Below are 16155 nucleotides of genomic sequence, written 5' to 3'. Positions count from 1 at the left end.
GCCGGTGCATAAATCCGGTGGTTACAGCAGTCTTCGGTGGAGCGGTAGTTCAGTCGGTTAGAATACCTGCCTGTCACGCAGGGGGTCGCGGGTTCGAGTCCCGTCCGTTCCGCCACTTATTAAAAGCCCTGAGCTAACGCTCAGGGCTTTTTTCTTATCTGTCGTTTAATTATTGCGAAATTAGCAAAAATCCTCTGCGTTTTGCGCTCTTTTTCTCTATAACAACGCCAGCGATAATCTTCCTCAGTTTACGAACATAATGATTGAGGAATAGTATGACTCTCCCTGCATTTGGTCTGGGCACTTTCCGCCTGAAAGACGACGTTGTTATCGCATCGGTTAAAACCGCACTCGAACTGGGCTATCGTGCAGTTGATACGGCACAGATCTATGAAAACGAAGCTGCAGTTGGACAAGCTCTCGAAGAGAGTGGTGTACCGCGTAACGAACTGTTTATCACCACGAAAATCTGGATAGAGAATCTCAGCAAAGATAAGCTGATCCCTAGCCTGAAAGAGAGTCTGAAAAAACTGCGTACTGACTACGTAGATCTGACCCTTATCCACTGGCCATCACCGAATGATGCCGTCTCAGTAGAAGAATACATGCAGGCGCTGCTGGAAGCGAAAAAGCAGGGCTTAACCCGTGAAATTGGGATCTCCAACTTCACCATTCCGCTGATGGAAAAAGCCATTGCTGCTGTTGGTGCAGAAAATATTGCAACCAACCAGATTGAGCTGTCTCCATACCTTCAAAACCGCAAAGTCGTGGACTGGGCAAAACAGCACGGGATCCACATCACCTCCTACATGACGCTGGCCTACGGTAAAGCGCTGAAAGATGGAGTGATTACGCGTATCGCAGAGAAACATAACGCGACTGCTGCGCAGGTGATTCTGGCATGGGCAATCGGTGAAGGTTATGCCGTGATCCCATCATCAACTAAGCGTGAAAACCTGGCCAGCAACCTGTTAGCAACGGATCTTCATCTGGATGCAGACGATAAAAAAGCGATCGCAGCGCTGGAGTGCAACGATCGCCTGGTAAGCCCGGAAGGTTTAGCTCCTGACTGGGATTAAGTTTGACCCGCCCTCTGTAACCTGAACCCTCATACAGCTCCTCCGGGAGCTGTTTTTATATGTTCACTCAGGAAGTCAATAAAGGCACGAATGCGCGTACTCACCGCTCTGTCACTGTAATACACTGCGCTAAAAGGCATTTCGACCGGCAGGCGTTTATCGGCCATTAGCTCCACCAGTTCACCCCGGGCTATCTCCTTGTCAATCATATAGTCTGACAAGCAGGCGATACCATTTCCTTCGAGACACAGCTGCTTCAGCGTTTCCCCGCTGTTTGAGGATAATCCGCAGGTAATTTCATGAAGTTGACCATCATGACAGGCGACAGGCCAGGTGTTCAGCGACACCGGCTCCGTAAAGCCAAGGCACAGATGCTGCTTCAAATCTTCAACCGTCTCCGGTTTCCCATGTTCGGCAATATACTCTGGCGATGCGATAATTTTGCGGTAGCTGGCAAACAGAGGGCGGGCACGCAAGCTTGAATCTGTAAGGGTTCCCGCCCGGATAGCCACATCCACTTTCCGTTCGATGAGGTTGATAAACGTCTCTGAGGAGACCAGCGATAGCGTCATCTCCGGATAGCGTTCGCGGAAAGGTTTGATCAGTGGCACCAGAAAGTGAAGCACCACCGGCGTGGCCGCATCAATGCGCAGCAACCCACGCGGCGTGCTGCGGGTCTCCATAATCTCCGTCTCCGCTGCAGCCATCTCCTGCAATACCGACTGCACACGGNGTGCTGCGGGTCTCCATAATCTCCGTCTCCGCTGCAGCCATCTCCTGCAATACCGACTGCACACGGCGGAAGTAACGCTCTCCCTCTTCCGTCAGGCTCAGCTGCCGCGTCGTTCGGTTAAGCAGACTCACTCCAAGCTTCATCTCCAGTTTTTTTACCGAACGGCTGATGGCTGAGTTAGCCTGACCCAGCTGTTCGGCCGCGCGGCTAAAGCTACCGCTTTCAACGACGGCGACAAAGATTGTCAGCTCTTCCGATGTTGCTTTCATTTTTGCACCACCTGCAAAATTCTATTGAGATTTTGACCATTTTTGTTATTTAAGCACTGGCGCATACTGCCTGTCATCTTAATCCTGATGATACGGAGTATTTTATGCCACTGGCGCTACTTGCCCTGACGATCAGTGCCTTCGCAATTGGCACGACCGAATTTGTTATCGTGGGTCTGGTTCCCACTATTGCTAACCAGCTTGCGATCTCGTTGCCTTCCGCCGGATTGCTGGTGTCTATCTACGCCCTGGGCGTCGCCGTCGGTGCGCCAGTGCTGACGGCCCTGACCGGACGTTTTCCGCGTAAGCAGCTGTTAGTCGCGCTGATGGTGCTGTTCACCGCTGGCAACATTCTGGCCTGGCAGGCGCCGGACTACACCACGCTGGTGATTGCGCGTCTGTTAACCGGCCTTGCACACGGCGTGTTCTTCTCGATTGGTTCCACCATTGCAACCAGCCTGGTGCCCAAAGAGAAAGCGGCTTCAGCGATTGCGATCATGTTTGGTGGACTGACCGTTGCACTCGTTACGGGCGTACCGCTGGGAACGTTTATCGGACAACACTTCGGCTGGCGTGAAACGTTCCTTGCCGTCTCCTTACTGGGTGCCATCGCCCTGGTGACCAGCCTGCTGCTGGTACCGTCGAATATCCCAGGCCGGGCGAGCGCCAGCCTGCGCGATCAGCTGAAGGTGCTCACGCATCCGCGTTTGCTGATTATCTACGCGGTAACTGCATTGGGCTATGGCGGCGTATTCACGGCTTTCACCTTCCTGGCGCCGATGATGCAGGACCTGGCAGGCTTTTCACCCAATGCCGTGAGCTGGATTTTGCTGGGATACGGTATTTCCGTTGCCGTTGGCAATATCTGGGGCGGCAAGCTTGCAGATAAGCATGGTGCGGTATCGGCTCTGAAATTCATCTTCGCCGCCCTGGCGGTTCTGCTGATGATTTTCCAGTTCACGGCTTCGGTACACTACGCCGCGCTGGTCACTGTGCTGGTCATGGGGATCTTTGCCTTTGGTAATGTCCCCGGGCTTCAGGTTTACGTTGTCCAGAAAGCCGAGCTCTATACGCCAAATGCCGTGGATGTGGCGTCCGGTCTGAACATTGCCGCATTTAATATCGGCATTGCGCTGGGCTCCATCATTGGCGGACAAACCGTAGCGCATATTGGATTAGCCCAGACTCCGTGGATTGGCGCGGTGATTGTCCTGGTCGCCTTCCTGCTGATTGGCCTGAGTGGACGTCTCGATAAGCCAGCCCGGGTCGCGCTGGGGTAACATCAGTAAGTGCTTGCTTACAAAACTGGAAAGCGGTTTCTCAGAAATTGCGTTGAAAGTATGACCTAAAGTCCCTATAACATTAGAACCAGTCCGTTTTCCGGGCTGGTTCATGTTACAGAGGCTGTTTCCAAAAGTGCGAAAAAATACCTATGCCATGCGTTATGTTGCCGGAATGCCCGCGGAGAGGATCTTGCCTCCGGGGTCATTTGCGAGCATAAGCCAGGCATTACCCGCCGGCACACCGTTAAGCAGTGATGAGAAAATCCGTGTACTGGTGTGGAATATCTTTAAGCAGCAGCGTGCCGAATGGTTATCGGTGCTCAAGAATTTTGGAAAAGATGCCCACCTGGTTCTGCTCCAGGAGGCACAAACCACCCCTGAACTGGTACGCTTTGCCACCACGAACTATCTTGCCGCCGACCAGGTGCCTGCGTTTGTCCTGCCACAACACCCCTCAGGTGTGATGACGCTTTCAGCAGCACATCCGGTCTATTGCTGTCCACTGCGCGAACGTGAACCTATCCTGCGTCTGGCAAAATCGGCGCTGGTGACGGTCTATCCGCTGCCGGATACCCGAATGCTGATGGTCGTGAATATCCACGCGGTAAACTTCAGCTTGGGCGTGGATGTCTACAGTAAGCAGTTACTTCCGATCGGCGATCAGATTGCCCATCACAGCGGGCCCATCATTATGGCCGGCGATTTCAATGCCTGGAGCCGTCCGCGCATGAATGCGCTGTATCGCTTTGCGCGCGAAATGTCGCTGCGTGAAGTTCGTTTTAGCGATGACCAGCGCAAAAAAGCCTTTGGTCGTCCTCTCGATTTTGTCTTCTATCGTGGTTTGAGCGTGCATGATGCCTCGGTCCTGGTGACGCGCGCCTCGGATCATAACCCTCTACTAGTCGAATTCAGTCCCGGCAAACCTGATAAATAATGGTGTGTCAGGTCTGCCGTGGGGCAGGCCTGTGCGGGTGCTGCCCTTTATTTTTCACTCACAAAGGACAGTACGATGACAACAACACGCTCCCATCATGACAACGTAGAAAAACAGTTTGGTTCTCAGGCAAGTGCCTATCTGAGCAGTGCCGTGCATGCTTCTGGCCGCGATCTGGTGCGTCTCGGTGAACGTCTGGCGGCGTTCCCGCAGGCGCACGTGCTGGATTTAGGCTGCGGGGCAGGGCATGCCAGCTTTACGGCTGCGCAGCGGGTCGCGCACGTTACCGCGTATGACTTATCCAGCCAGATGCTGGACGTCGTTGCTGGGGCGGCAAAAGCGAAAGGGCTGAACAACATCGATACGCGCCAGGGCTATGCCGAATCCTTACCGTTCGATGATGCATCGTTTGAGGTGGTGATCAGCCGTTATTCCGCGCACCACTGGCACGATGTCGGCCAGGCATTGCGCGAGGTCAAACGTGTTCTGAAGCCGGGCGGCACCTTCATCATTATGGATGTGATGTCTCCCGGACACCCGGTGCGCAATATCTGGCTGCAGACGGTAGAAGCGCTGCGCGATACCTCGCACGTGCAAAATTACGCCAGCGGAGAGTGGTTGTCGCTTATCACTGAAGCGGGGCTGATCGCGCGCGCGTTGATTACCGATCGTTTACCGCTGGAGTTCAGCTCCTGGATCGCGCGTATGCGCACCCCGGAAGCATTGAGCCAGGCGATCAGACTGTATCAGGAGAGTGCGTCCGCGGAGGTAAAGGCGTACTTTGAACTGCAGGACGATGGCTCGTTTACCAGCGATACCATCATGGCTGAAGCGCAAAAAGCGGAATAAACAAAAAAGGCACCGAGGGGAATCGGTGCCTTTTTATCTTTCGATCGTGCTATCAGGAGTCTGGCGTCGCGCTGTTCTTCACAAACAGCGTCAGCTGGTCGCCAGGTTTCAGATTGTCAGTATCATTGTTCCAGCGCATCACATCCTTGATGTTCACGCCGTGCCGTTTTGCGATACTGGACAGTGAATCGCCCTTGCGCACGCGATAGGTAATGCTATCGCTGTTGCTGGCGAGACGCTGTGCGCTGCTACCTGCACCTACCGTCAGAGTCTGACCCACTTTCAGGCCGGAACTGCGCAGATTATTCCACTGCTGCAGATCTTTCGCATTCACGCCAAGACGTGACGCGATGCCCGAAAGCGTATCACCTGAACGAACCTTATAGCTGCGGCTGTTAACTGATGATGCATCCGCGATCAGCGTTGACTGAACGGCGGCGATTTCACCAGAAGCTAAAGACTCACGTAACTGCTCGGCATGTTTCTGCGGAACCATTACATACTGCGGGCCACTTGCCCCCAGGGTTGAGCCTTTAACGCCAGCATTAAAGGTTTTCAATTTACTTACCGACATACCCGTCATATCAGCAACCTGTTGAATATCAACTGGATTGCTTAGGCGAACACGCGCCAGTGCACGACTTTCGTCTGGTGTTGGCAGTTGTACACCGTAACGCTTGCTGTTCTTGAGAATATCGCTCAATGCCAGCATTTTCGGTACGTAAATCTTTGTTTCCTGTGGCAGTGAGAGCGACCAAAAATCGGTGGATTTACCCCGTGCTTTATTCGCTTTCATTGCCTTCAGTACACGACCTTCGCCACTATTATACGCTGCGACCGTTAACAGCCAGTCGCCGTCAAACATCTTGTTCAGACGTTGCATCATGTCGAGAGCGGCTGTCGTTGAAGCGACAACATCGCGACGCGCATCATAGTTGCGGGTCTGTTTCAGACCATAGTTTCGCCCGGTGCTCGGAATGATCTGCCAAATGCCTGCGGCATTGGCGCCAGACGTCGCGTGTGGGTCAAAAGCGCTCTCCACTATGGGTAGGAGTACCAGCTCCATAGGCATGTTACGTTTCTTAACTTGCCCGGCTATCCAGTACATATACGGCTCTGCCCGTAACGTTACATCGTGGAGATAGCTCTTATTACTTAAATACTTCTGTTTCTGTTCGCGAATCCGGGGATTTTCCGGAATTCCCATCTTTAGCTCGTCGCCAATAGAGGTCCACAAGTCTTGATCCTGCGCGTAAGATGTTCCATCGTCCATCCAGCGCGCCGAACTTGCAAACTTCCCTGCTTCCCCTTGACCAGCTGCAGAAAGGCTCTGTGCGTGCTGTTGTACGTTGCTGCCGTTTTGCGACTGGCAACCTACAAGCAGGACAGAGGCGAGTAATATCGCTTTTGCCTTCATGTGTGTGTCAATAGTTGCTTAAAAGACGAGCGATGATAACGGCGAAATTTTGAAAAGGCAACCCGCAATTATCTGAAGTTATCTTTCTTTGACCTTAACCATGCAAATCGTTGTTCTGGTTGTTGCAAATTTGTTTCTTGGTTAATTTTATTAATTAAATCAATATCATCTGTGCGTAAAAATAAATTAATTTGGCGCTCATTTTTCAGAATTACGGGGAGTGTTTTTTGGTTTTTTGCACGTAACTCCTTCACTTTGTGATAATAATCCTGAATCGCTCGATCCTCGGGTAAGAGGCTCACTGCAAACTTCATATTTCCTAATGTATACTCATGGGCGCAACAAATGAGCGTCTCATCGGGTAGCGCGTTAATCTTCTGTAAAGACTGATACATTTGAGCTGGCGTGCCTTCAAACAGTCTTCCGCAGCCTCCGGAGAAGAGCGTATCGCCGCAAAAAAGATAAGGCTTACTGTAGAAACACAGATGTCCCAAAGTGTGACCTGGTGTGGCAAATACGGAAAACTCCCACTCGCGTATGAGGATATTTTCGCCTTCTTCGACTACATGCGTGATTCCCTTATCTTGTGCCTCTGCCGGTCCGTAAACCACAAGATGCGGAAAATGAGCGCGCAGTTCAGGCAGGCCGCCAGTGTGATCGTTATGATGATGCGTCAACAGAATGGCTTCTGGCTGCCAGCCGTTGTCTTTTATGGCGTGCAGTACAGGGGCGGATTCTCCGGGATCGACAATGACGCAGCGGCGATCGTCGTCAACCAAAACCCAGATGTAATTGTCCTGAAACGCTGGAATACTGATAAGATTCATACATTACCTCTTAGAGCGTGGCGGGTGTTTTGATGAAACCGGCAAGGATACCTCAGACTGTCGCAGCACCGGAACGTTGGGCGGAATTGCCCTGGGGTGAATACTATCGCGAAGCGTTAGAACAGCAGCTGAAGCCCTGGCTCGCGAAAATGTATGGCTTTCACCTGCTTAAGATTGGCAATCTCAGCGCGGAAATCAATACCGAAAGCTGCGCTATCTCGCATCAGGTTAACGTCTCTCTCGGCGGATCGCCGGTTCAGGTGAAAGCAGACCCGTTGCATCTGCCGTTTGCGGAAAAATCCGTCGATGCATGTTTGCTCGCTCATACGCTACCCTGGTGCAGCGATCCGCATCGTCTGCTTCGCGAAGCCGATCGCGTGCTGATTGATGACGGCTGGCTGGTACTTAGCGGATTCAATCCGCTAAGCCTGATGGGCCTGCGTAAGCTAGTACCGGTGCTACGCCGGACTCCACCTTACAACAGCCGGATGTTCACGATGATGCGTCAGCTCGACTGGCTTTCACTGCTGAATTTTGAAGTGCTCTGCTACGGTGGTTTTCAGGTGCTGCCCTGGGCGCGGCAGGGGGGCGTGGTACTGAGCACCCATCTCCCCGCGTTGGGCTGTTTGCAGTTTATCGTTGCGCGTAAGCGAACCATTCCCCTTACGCTTAACCCCATGAAGCAGAGCAAGTCGAAAACGCCCATCCGCCAGACCGTGGGCGCCACGCGGCAGTACAAAAAAACCGATTAGACGTCGGGCTGATAGCCCGCATCTTCATGTGCGGGATTGGATGCCGCAGCACGCGCCAGTTCGTCGCAGCGTTCGTTTTCCGGGTGGCCTGCGTGGCCTTTAACCCACTCCCACTTAATCTGGTGCTGGCCCAGCGCAGCATCAAGACGTTTCCAGAGATCGACGTTCTTGACCGGCTTCTTATCGGCGGTTTTCCAGCCGCGTTTTTTCCAGTTATGGATCCACTGGGTGATCCCCTGACGCACGTACTGACTGTCGGTGCTTAGCACCACGTCACAATGTTCTTTTAACGCCTCCAGCGCCACGATGGCCGCCATCAACTCCATTCGGTTGTTGGTGGTCAGAAAATAGCCTTCGCTAAAGGTTTTTTCGTGCTGGCGATAGCGCATAATCGCGCCGTAGCCGCCGGGTCCTGGGTTACCGAGACAAGATCCATCGGTGAAAATTTCTACCTGTTTACGCATCTCTGGTAGACTTCCTGTATTCGAAACGTTCAGTTAAACGATAAGTCTGACATAAATGACCGCTATGAGCACTGCAATTACTCGCCAGATTGTCCTCGATACCGAAACCACCGGTATGAACCAGATCGGCGCGCACTACGAAGGGCATAAGATCATCGAGATCGGTGCCGTTGAAGTGGTGAACCGTCGTCTTACGGGGAACAACTTCCACGTCTACCTCAAACCCGATCGGCTGGTGGATCCGGAAGCATTCGGCGTTCACGGGATTGCCGATGAGTTCTTGCTGGATAAGCCGACTTTTGCGGATGTCGCTGACGAGTTCCTGGAATACATCAAGGGCGCCGAGCTTGTCATCCATAACGCATCGTTCGATATCGGCTTTATGGATTATGAATTCAGCAAGCTTAATCGTGATATTCCGAAGACGAACACCTTCTGTAAGGTGACGGACAGCCTGGCGCTGGCAAGGAAGATGTTCCCCGGCAAGCGTAACAGCCTGGATGCACTCTGCTCGCGCTACGAGATAGACAATACCAAGCGAACGCTCCACGGGGCGTTGCTCGATGCCCAGATCCTGGCCGATGTCTATCTGACGATGACCGGCGGGCAGACGTCAATGAAGTTCAGTATGGAAAATGAATCCCAGCAGACGCAAGGCGAAGCGGGCATTCAGCGTGTTGTCCGTCAGGCCAGTCGGTTGCGGGTTATTTTAGCCAGTGACGAAGAGCTTCTTAACCACGAATCCCGGCTTGATCTGGTCCAGAAGAAGGGCGGCAGCTGTTTGTGGCGCGCCTGAAAAAACGCCTTAATGCCTGTAAAATCATCGTTTGGGCGATTTTTGCAGCAAACGATTCAAAACGTGAGAAAAAGCGTTGACGAGATCGGAGGCGCACCGTAATATGCGCCTCGTTCCCCAAACGGGAACAGTGGAGCGGTAGTTCAGTCGGTTAGAATACCTGCCTGTCACGCAGGGGGTCGCGGGTTCGAGTCCCGTCCGTTCCGCCACTATTCAGAAAGCCTGAATCAGAAATGATTCAGGCTTTCGTCGTTTCAGCCTTCAGTAATCTCATTCTCTCTCTTATCGTTAACAAAAAGTTAATATTCATAGTGCAATTTATTAACAATTGCACGGATGTAGTGCATAATTTGCACTGTAATTGTGCATTTCTCCATCACTCCTCTCTTCGCACCTCATTCAGAATGTTTCTTTCTGTAAAAATAATTCACGCAGAATCATCTGGTTATCTCCTGCTTTCCAAAAATATACCGAACCAATTGCGTATTGGTTTGGTTATTGCTTAATCATTAGCACGATAAGCTTCATTCCATATCAATAACTTATCGTTAATAAAAATAAAGTCATGATAAAAGCGAGCGAACCAATATGGAAAAACCGTCACGGTTTCTGGCCAATTCCAGTACCGCGCTTGAACAGTTGCGCGGGCTTATCAACCAGCATGAGTCAACACCAGGCATACCGCTGCCCACGGAACGTGAGCTGTCGGACACTCTCGGCGTAGGACGACGTGAAGTACGTCGTGCGCTGGACGTGCTGGAAGAAGAGGGGCGCATCTGGCGTAAGCAGGGCAAAGGGACCTTTATTGGCCCGGCGGCACCTGTTGAACCGCTGGCCCTTCAGGGATTGGTTCAGCAAACCAACCTTCTGGAAGTGATGGAAGCTCGTCTGCAGCTCGAACCCGGCTTAGCCCGGCTTGCGGCACTGCGTGCCACCAGGGAAAACCTCGCGCTCATGCAGCGCATGCTGGAACGCATCGACAAGGTCAGCCCGGACGACCGCGATCTCAACGAACTCTGGGACAGCGCTTTTCACCGGGCGATTGCCGAGGCGGCGGGCAACCGTCTGATGCTCGGCCTGTTTGATGCTATTGATGCCGTTCGGCGCGAACCGGGCTGGCAGCATCTGCGCGAGCTGGCACGCACCCCCGAACGTGTCGACAGCTATAACGACCACCACCATAAGATCATGTCTGCGATTATCCATCGCCAGCCTAATGAAGCCGCGGCCGCCATGCGCGAACACCTGCTCAGCCTGCAAACCGCCCTGATTCAGGCGATCCACCTTGAGGACGACTTCACGCCATGACGACAATACCCTTTAAGGACGCCGCGCCCGTATTGCGGGTGCAAAACCTCAACGTTACGTTTGCTGGCTCGCCGGTTAGCGTGCTTGATGGTATCTCGCTGGCCGTCAGGGCGGGCGAAACGCTGGCGCTGGTGGGGGAGTCCGGCTGCGGGAAAAGTATCACCTCCCTGGCGCTGATGGGATTACTGCCCGCCAGCGCGCAGATTGTCAGCGGTGAGATGCAGTTTCGGCGCCACGATCTGCGAAAGCTCTCACCGCGGGAATATGCCGACCTGCGCGGCAGCGAGCTGGCGATGATTTTCCAGGAGCCGATGACCTCGCTCAATCCGGCGTTTACGCTGGGCGATCAGCTTAGCGAAGCGGTTATGCGGCACCAGAGCGTCTCGCGCACGGAGGCGATGAAGGTCGCGCTGCAGATCCTCGAGAAGGTACAGATCCCGGCGGCAGAGATGCGCCTGAAAGCATATCCCCACCAGCTTTCCGGCGGCATGCGCCAGCGGGTAATGATTGCGATGGCGCTGATTAACCACCCCAAACTGCTGATTGCTGATGAACCCACCACCGCGCTCGACGTCACCATCCAGGCGCAAATCCTCGCCTTGCTCAACGCCTTAAAAGAGGAAACCGGCACGGCGGTGCTGATGATCACCCACGATTTGGGCGTGGTAGCAGAAGTCGCCCAGCAGGTCGCGGTGATGTATGCCGGGCAGGTGGTGGAGCAGGGGAGCGTGGAGGCAATATTCGCCGATCCGCAGCACCCGTACACTATCGGTCTGATGGGGTCGATCCCCTCGCTGGGCGCACGCAAGGGCCAGCTCTCCACTATTCCCGGCGCGGTCCCGCTCCCGGAATCCATGCCGAAAGGCTGCCGTTTTGCCACCCGCTGCCCGTTTGCGCAGTCCCGCTGCCATGCTGAAAAACCGTCGCTCACTGCGCTCGGCGCGGGCCATCAGGTGGCCTGCTTCCGCGTGCCGCTCGAACAGCACATTGCCCTGGGAGAAATCGCATGACCACGCCCATTCTTGAAGCCCGTGACCTCAGCAAGCTTTTCCCCGGCCCCAAAAAACTCTTTACCCCGGCACGGTTTGTCACCGCGGTCGATCGCGTTTCGCTTGCCGTGATGCCGGGCGAAACGCTGGCGATCGTCGGCGAGTCCGGCTCCGGGAAATCTACGCTTGGCCGCCTGCTGCTGCGCCTGCTGGCCGCCAGCGAAGGGCGCGTGTTTTATCAGGGAGAGGAGATCACCGACGCCGCCGGTGCCCGCCTGAACCAGCTCCGGCGCGAGCTGCAGATTATCTTTCAGGATCCCTTTGCCTCGCTCAACCCGCGCATGACGGTGGAGCAGATCGTCGGGGAGCCGCTGTGGCTGCATCAGAACATGAAAAAAGCGGATCGCCAGTACCGCGTTGCCGAGCTGCTCAAAACCGTAGGCCTGCCTGCCGCCTGGGCCGGGCGCTATCCGCACGAGTTTTCCGGCGGGCAGCGCCAGCGTATCGGCATTGCGCGCGCGCTGGCCTCGGGACCGAAGCTGCTGCTGGGCGATGAGCCGGTATCCGCGCTGGACGTCTCCGTTCAGGCGCAGGTAGTCAACCTGCTGGAAAGCCTGAAGCACCAGCTTGGGCTGACGATGGTGATTGTCGCCCACGGTCTGGCGGTGATCCGCCATATGAGCGACCGCGTGGCGGTCATGTACCTCGGCCAAATCGTCGAGCTTGCCACCGTGGATGAGATTTTTGACGCGCCGCTGCACCCCTATACCCAAGCGCTGATCGCTTCGGCACCGCAGATGCAGCCGGGCGTTGAACGCGACGCGCCGCTGCTGCAGGGGGATCTGCCCAACCCGGCCAGCCCGCCGTCCGGCTGCCGTTTCCACACCCGCTGCCCGTACGTTACCGATGAATGCCGCCAGGTCGAGCCGATCAATCAGGTACTCGACGGCGGGCGTCAGGTTGCCTGTCATCGCTGGCAGGAGATCAACCGCGATCGCAGCGTTATTCAGATCGCACCGCCATCCGCCGCCTTTCTGCGCCGCCGCGCGCTATTTGAACACGCGGCCACTCACTCGTCCCTTCCTTCAAGGAACTCATGATAATGACAATGCGTAATTCTCTTTTGACCGTACTGGGAAGTTTTATGTTGCTTGGCGCGGCGCTGCCCGCGCATTCTGAAAGCGTGCTGCGAATCGGTCTGGGCGCTGACCCGGACATGCTCGACCCGCATCTGGCGCGCACATACTATGGCCGCTTCGTCTTTGCCTCCCTGTGCGACAGGCTGGTGGACGTGGATGAAAACCTGAAGGTCGTCCCCGGCCTGGCTAAAGACTGGGCGTGGAGTGAGGACGGTAAAACCCTGACGCTCAATCTGCGGGAAGGCGTTACCTTCCACGACGGTGAGAAATTCGATGCCGCCGCGGCAAAATACAACCTCGACCGCGCCCTGACCCTGAAAGGCTCCCTGCGTAAGAGCGAGATCTCCTCCGTTGAATCGGTCGAGGTCACCGGCCCGATGCAGATTGCGCTGCACCTGAAGACCCCCGATGCCGCGCTGCTGATGCAGCTCACCGACCGCGCCGGGGCAATGATGGCCCCGGAGGCGGCGAAAAAGCCGGACTTTGCCGCCCACCCGGTCTGCTCCGGCCCGTATAAATTCGACAGCCGCGTGTCCCAGGACCGCATCGTTCTGACCCGCTTCGACAACTACTGGAACAAAGACGCTTACCACTTCGACAAAATTATCTATCTGCCGATCCCGGACGCCTCCGTGCGCCTCGCGAACCTGCGCGCGGGCGATCTTGACCTGACCGAAGGCATCGCCGCCAGTGACGTTAAAACGGTCGAAGCCGACAGCAAGCTGGCGCTGGCGAAGGTAACCGGTCTCGGCTATCAGGGCATTACCTTCAACATCAACAACGGCAAGGTGCCGGCCAACGATCCGTTCAAGGACGCCCGCGTGCGCGAGGCATTTTCTCAGGCCATCGACCGCGATGCGTTAAACCAGGTGGTCTTCGAAGGGCTTTACACCCCGGCAAACCAGGCGTTTTCCCCGGTCAGCCCGTATCACGTTAACCTGCCGGTTCCGCCGCGTGACGTCGACAAAGCCAAAGCGCTGCTGAAGGCGGCAGGCGTCACCGCGCCGCTGACCGTCAACCTGCTGGTGCCGAACAACCCAACCTCACAGCAGGTAGGCCAGGTATTGCAGGCGATGGTCGCCGAGGCCGGATTTAACCTGAACCTGCAGATGACCGAATTCGCCACGCTGCTCGACCGCCAGCAGAGCGGCGACTATCAGCTGAGCTTCTCCGGCTGGTCGGGACGCCCGGATCCGGACGGCAGCATCTACGGCTTTATCAACAGCAAAGGCACGCTCAACGACGGCCGCTACAGCAACGCGCAGGTCGATGAGTGGCTGACCCAGGCGCGCCAGAGCACCGACCAGGCCGCACGCCAGCCGCTGTACGACAAGGTGGTGAAGCAGCTGCAAACCGACATGCCGATTGCCTACCTCTACTTCGAGCCGCGCATTTTCGGGCTGAACAAAAGCGTGCAGGGCTTTAAGCCGTACCCGGACGGCATCGTGCGTCTGGCGGGTTTGACGCTGGCGAAATAAAGGTCCCGAGGAGAACCCATGCTGGAACTGATTTGCAAACGTCTGCTGCTGGCTATACCAACCCTGCTACTGGTGAGCATGATGGTGTTCGGGCTGCAAAAGCTGCTGCCCGGCGACCCGCTGATTGCCATGGCCGGGGAGGAGCGCGACCCGGCGGTCATCGCCCAGCTGCGCGCGGAGCTGAACCTCGATGCGCCAATCCCCGTGCAGTATTTCCACTGGCTGACGCGCGCGCTGCAGGGCGATCTGGGCGTCTCCTTACGCACGCACGAACCGGTGACGCAGCTGATCGCCAGCAAGCTGCCGGTCACGCTGGAGCTGTCTCTGCTGGCGATGATTATCGCGCTGGTGTTTGGCATCAGCATGGGGATCCTCGCGGCGGTGAACAAAAATAGCTGGGTCGATCACGGGGCGAATTTCGTGGCGATCTCGGGGATCTCGATCCCGCACTTCTGGCTGGGGATCCTGCTGATTCTGGTCTTTTCGGTGAACCTGCAGTGGCTGCCCGCGTCCGGCTACGTGCCGTTCAGTGAAGATCCGCTCCAGAACCTGCGCACGCTGCTGCTGCCCGCGTCCGTGCTCGGAACGGGCCTCGCGGCGACGCTGATGCGCCATACCCGCGCCTCGATGATTGCGGTCCTGAAGGCGGATTACATCCGCACCGCGCGCGCTAAGGGGCTGCTGCCGAAGGCGGTGATCCTGAAGCATGCGTTTCGCAACGCGCTGGTACCGGTCATCACCCTCACCACGCTGCTGTTCGGCGAGCTGCTGGGCGGCGCGGTGCTGACCGAGCAGGTCTTCACCATTCCGGGCTTCGGCAAGATGATCGTCGACTCGGTATTTAACCGTGACTACGCGGTGGTGCAGGGCGTAGTGCTGATCGTGGCGATCGGCTTCCTGATGCTGAACCTGCTGGCCGACGTGCTCTACATCCTTATCAACCCGAAAATGCGAGGTTAACCATGGCGGAACTGACGACGCAAACCGTTACGCCCGCGCTGCCGCGCGCGCAGAACCGGGTGCTGAAGAAATTCCTTGCCAACAAAAGTGCGGTGATTGGCGCGGTGGTGGTGGGATTCTTTGTGCTGGTGGCGCTGCTGGCGCCGTGGATTGCCCCGTTCGACCCGGTCAAAGCCAACTTCCTGGCGGTGCGCAAAGCGCCGTCGGCGATGTACTGGTTCGGCACCGACGAGCTGGGGCGCGACATTTTATCCCGCATTATCTGGGGTGCGCGCACCTCGCTGATGGCAGGCTGTATGTCGGTCGTTATCGCGGTGGTCATCGGCGTGCCGCTGGGGCTGGTGGCGGGTTACTTCCAGAAGATGTGGGACGGAGTGATCTCGCGGTTTATCGAGGCGCTGCTGGCCTGTCCGTTCCTGATCATGGCGATCGCGCTGGGGGCGTTTTTGGGGCCGAGCCTGACCAACGCGATGATCGCCATCGGTCTTTCGGCGATGCCGATCTTCGCCCGCCTGACGCGCGGGCAGGTGATCGCCATTCGCAACGAAGAGTACATCGACGGCGCGCGGGCGATTGGCCTGCCGGACCGCTGGATCATCATCAAATACGTCCTGCCAAACGTGATGTCGCCGATCCTGGTGCAGGCCACGCTGGCCATCGCCTCGGCAATTATCGCCGAAGCCAGCCTGTCGTTTTTGGGGCTGGGGCAGCAGCCGCCCAATCCGTCCTGGGGCTCTATGCTCAACACCGCGAAAGGGTTTCTGGAGCAGGCGCCGTGGATGTCCGTTTTCCCCGGCGTGGCGATTTTCCTCGCCGTGCAGGGCTTTAATTTACTCGGCGACGGGCTGCGCGATGCGCTCGATCCGCGCCACGACTAA

At 56.1% G+C, this 16155-nt stretch carries 15 protein-coding genes, 2 tRNA genes and 1 pseudogene; 14 read left to right on the top strand and 4 right to left on the bottom strand.

Translation table 11 applies throughout. From position 1 onward, the window contains the following. The first annotated feature begins 38 nt into the window (after window positions 1-38). Both SPH27_RS10430 and dkgB read left to right on the top strand, forming a co-directional pair. Window positions 39-115: transfer RNA gene (locus SPH27_RS10430), tRNA-Asp, on the top strand. 160 nt (window positions 116-275) lie between these two features. Beyond that, entirely contained in the window at window positions 276-1079 is an 804-nt protein-coding gene (gene dkgB / locus SPH27_RS10425; protein ID WP_182071816.1) for a 2,5-didehydrogluconate reductase DkgB, read from the top strand. Window positions 1080-1108: 29 nt separating this feature from the next. Here the strand turns inward: dkgB and SPH27_RS10420 are convergent. After that, window positions 1109-2081 (bottom strand): annotated as a pseudogene (locus SPH27_RS10420) (LysR substrate-binding domain-containing protein). Window positions 2082-2185: 104 nt separating this feature from the next. Between SPH27_RS10420 and SPH27_RS10415 the strand changes: the two are divergent. From SPH27_RS10415 to SPH27_RS10405, 3 genes are all read left to right on the top strand, one after another. Beyond that, window positions 2186-3361: an MFS transporter gene (locus tag SPH27_RS10415; protein ID WP_048980841.1), complete on the top strand. Its 1176-nt coding sequence runs from the start codon at window positions 2186-2188 to the stop codon at window positions 3359-3361. Between the two features lie 136 nt (window positions 3362-3497). Continuing rightward, window positions 3498-4298 carry an endonuclease/exonuclease/phosphatase family protein gene (locus SPH27_RS10410; RefSeq protein WP_024909448.1) on the top strand — a complete coding sequence of 267 codons (801 nt, stop codon included), beginning with the start codon at window positions 3498-3500 and terminating at the stop codon, window positions 4296-4298. Window positions 4299-4373: 75 nt separating this feature from the next. Further along, on the top strand, window positions 4374-5147 hold the full coding sequence (locus SPH27_RS10405; RefSeq protein WP_048980843.1) for a class I SAM-dependent methyltransferase: 774 nt from the start codon (window positions 4374-4376) through the stop codon (window positions 5145-5147). 52 nt (window positions 5148-5199) lie between these two features. Here the strand turns inward: SPH27_RS10405 and mltD are convergent, their stop codons facing one another. Together mltD and gloB are read right to left on the bottom strand one after the other, a co-directional pair. Then, window positions 5200-6564, bottom strand: a complete 1365-nt coding sequence (gene mltD, locus SPH27_RS10400) for a murein transglycosylase D (RefSeq protein ID WP_032661729.1) — start codon at window positions 6562-6564, stop codon at window positions 5200-5202. 68 nt (window positions 6565-6632) lie between these two features. Beyond that, window positions 6633-7391 (bottom strand): hydroxyacylglutathione hydrolase, encoded by a 759-nt coding sequence (gloB, locus tag SPH27_RS10395; protein WP_182071818.1) that lies wholly within the window; start codon window positions 7389-7391, stop codon window positions 6633-6635. 32 nt (window positions 7392-7423) lie between these two features. Here gloB and SPH27_RS10390 point away from each other — a divergent pair, with 32 nt between their 5' ends. Then, complete coding sequence (locus SPH27_RS10390; RefSeq protein WP_023310484.1) at window positions 7424-8143, top strand: class I SAM-dependent methyltransferase; 720 nt, start codon at window positions 7424-7426, stop codon at window positions 8141-8143. On the opposite strand, the gene rnhA is transcribed toward SPH27_RS10390, so the two are convergent. Continuing rightward, window positions 8140-8607, bottom strand: a complete 468-nt coding sequence (rnhA, locus tag SPH27_RS10385; protein WP_023334599.1) for a ribonuclease HI — start codon at window positions 8605-8607, stop codon at window positions 8140-8142. The two genes, SPH27_RS10390 and rnhA, sit on opposite strands and share 4 nt — an antisense overlap. A 64-nt stretch (window positions 8608-8671) precedes the next feature. Between rnhA and dnaQ the strand changes: the two genes are divergently transcribed. The 8 genes from dnaQ (at window position 8672) to SPH27_RS10345 (ending at window position 16155) form a co-directional block, all read left to right on the top strand. Next, a complete protein-coding gene (dnaQ, locus tag SPH27_RS10380; protein ID WP_055703371.1) occupies window positions 8672-9403 on the top strand; it encodes a DNA polymerase III subunit epsilon in 732 nt (243 codons plus the stop codon). A 132-nt stretch (window positions 9404-9535) separates the two neighbouring features. Next, a tRNA-Asp gene (locus SPH27_RS10375) sits at window positions 9536-9612 on the top strand. A gap of 379 nt (window positions 9613-9991) precedes the next feature. After that, the gene (locus SPH27_RS10370) at window positions 9992-10711 is read left to right on the top strand and encodes a FadR/GntR family transcriptional regulator (RefSeq protein WP_023334601.1); all 720 of its coding nucleotides are present in this window, start codon (window positions 9992-9994) and stop codon (window positions 10709-10711) included. After that, window positions 10708-11721 carry an ABC transporter ATP-binding protein gene (locus SPH27_RS10365; RefSeq protein WP_182071820.1) on the top strand — a complete coding sequence of 338 codons (1014 nt, stop codon included), beginning with the start codon at window positions 10708-10710 and terminating at the stop codon, window positions 11719-11721. Before SPH27_RS10370 ends, SPH27_RS10365 begins: the two co-directional genes overlap by 4 nt. Then, window positions 11718-12800, top strand: a complete 1083-nt coding sequence (locus SPH27_RS10360) for an ABC transporter ATP-binding protein (protein ID WP_182071822.1) — start codon at window positions 11718-11720, stop codon at window positions 12798-12800. The genes SPH27_RS10365 and SPH27_RS10360 overlap by 4 nt, the downstream gene beginning before the upstream one ends. Before the next feature lie 2 nt (window positions 12801-12802). Next, entirely contained in the window at window positions 12803-14317 is a 1515-nt protein-coding gene (locus tag SPH27_RS10355; RefSeq protein ID WP_182071824.1) for an ABC transporter substrate-binding protein, read from the top strand. An 18-nt stretch (window positions 14318-14335) separates the two neighbouring features. Continuing rightward, entirely contained in the window at window positions 14336-15277 is a 942-nt protein-coding gene (locus SPH27_RS10350; RefSeq protein ID WP_182071826.1) for an ABC transporter permease, read from the top strand. 2 nt (window positions 15278-15279) lie between these two features. Then, on the top strand, window positions 15280-16155 hold the full coding sequence (locus SPH27_RS10345) for an ABC transporter permease (protein WP_029739694.1): 876 nt from the start codon (window positions 15280-15282) through the stop codon (window positions 16153-16155).

The sequence above is a fragment of the Enterobacter sp. A103 genome (assembly GCF_034427535.1).
Lineage (GTDB): Bacteria > Pseudomonadota > Gammaproteobacteria > Enterobacterales > Enterobacteriaceae > Enterobacter > Enterobacter asburiae_B.
The sequence above is the reverse complement of the archived record's forward strand: the minus strand, read 5'-3'. Positions and strand labels throughout refer to the sequence as shown.

Coding starts and splice junctions, on each gene's coding strand:
- SPH27_RS10345 (WP_029739694.1), top strand. CDS start 15,280: ATGGCGGAACTGACGACGCAAACCGTTACGCCCGCGCTGCCGCGCGCG.
- dkgB (WP_182071816.1), top strand. CDS start 276: ATGACTCTCCCTGCATTTGGTCTGGGCACTTTCCGCCTGAAAGACGAC.
- SPH27_RS10370 (WP_023334601.1), top strand. CDS start 9,992: ATGGAAAAACCGTCACGGTTTCTGGCCAATTCCAGTACCGCGCTTGAA.
- SPH27_RS10365 (WP_182071820.1), top strand. CDS start 10,708: ATGACGACAATACCCTTTAAGGACGCCGCGCCCGTATTGCGGGTGCAA.
- SPH27_RS10350 (WP_182071826.1), top strand. CDS start 14,336: ATGCTGGAACTGATTTGCAAACGTCTGCTGCTGGCTATACCAACCCTG.
- mltD (WP_032661729.1), bottom strand. CDS start 6,564: ATGAAGGCAAAAGCGATATTACTCGCCTCTGTCCTGCTTGTAGGTTGC.
- rnhA (WP_023334599.1), bottom strand. CDS start 8,607: ATGCGTAAACAGGTAGAAATTTTCACCGATGGATCTTGTCTCGGTAAC.
- SPH27_RS10390 (WP_023310484.1), top strand. CDS start 7,424: ATGAAACCGGCAAGGATACCTCAGACTGTCGCAGCACCGGAACGTTGG.
- SPH27_RS10360 (WP_182071822.1), top strand. CDS start 11,718: ATGACCACGCCCATTCTTGAAGCCCGTGACCTCAGCAAGCTTTTCCCC.
- SPH27_RS10405 (WP_048980843.1), top strand. CDS start 4,374: ATGACAACAACACGCTCCCATCATGACAACGTAGAAAAACAGTTTGGT.
- gloB (WP_182071818.1), bottom strand. CDS start 7,391: ATGAATCTTATCAGTATTCCAGCGTTTCAGGACAATTACATCTGGGTT.
- SPH27_RS10415 (WP_048980841.1), top strand. CDS start 2,186: ATGCCACTGGCGCTACTTGCCCTGACGATCAGTGCCTTCGCAATTGGC.
- SPH27_RS10355 (WP_182071824.1), top strand. CDS start 12,803: ATGACAATGCGTAATTCTCTTTTGACCGTACTGGGAAGTTTTATGTTG.
- dnaQ (WP_055703371.1), top strand. CDS start 8,672: ATGAGCACTGCAATTACTCGCCAGATTGTCCTCGATACCGAAACCACC.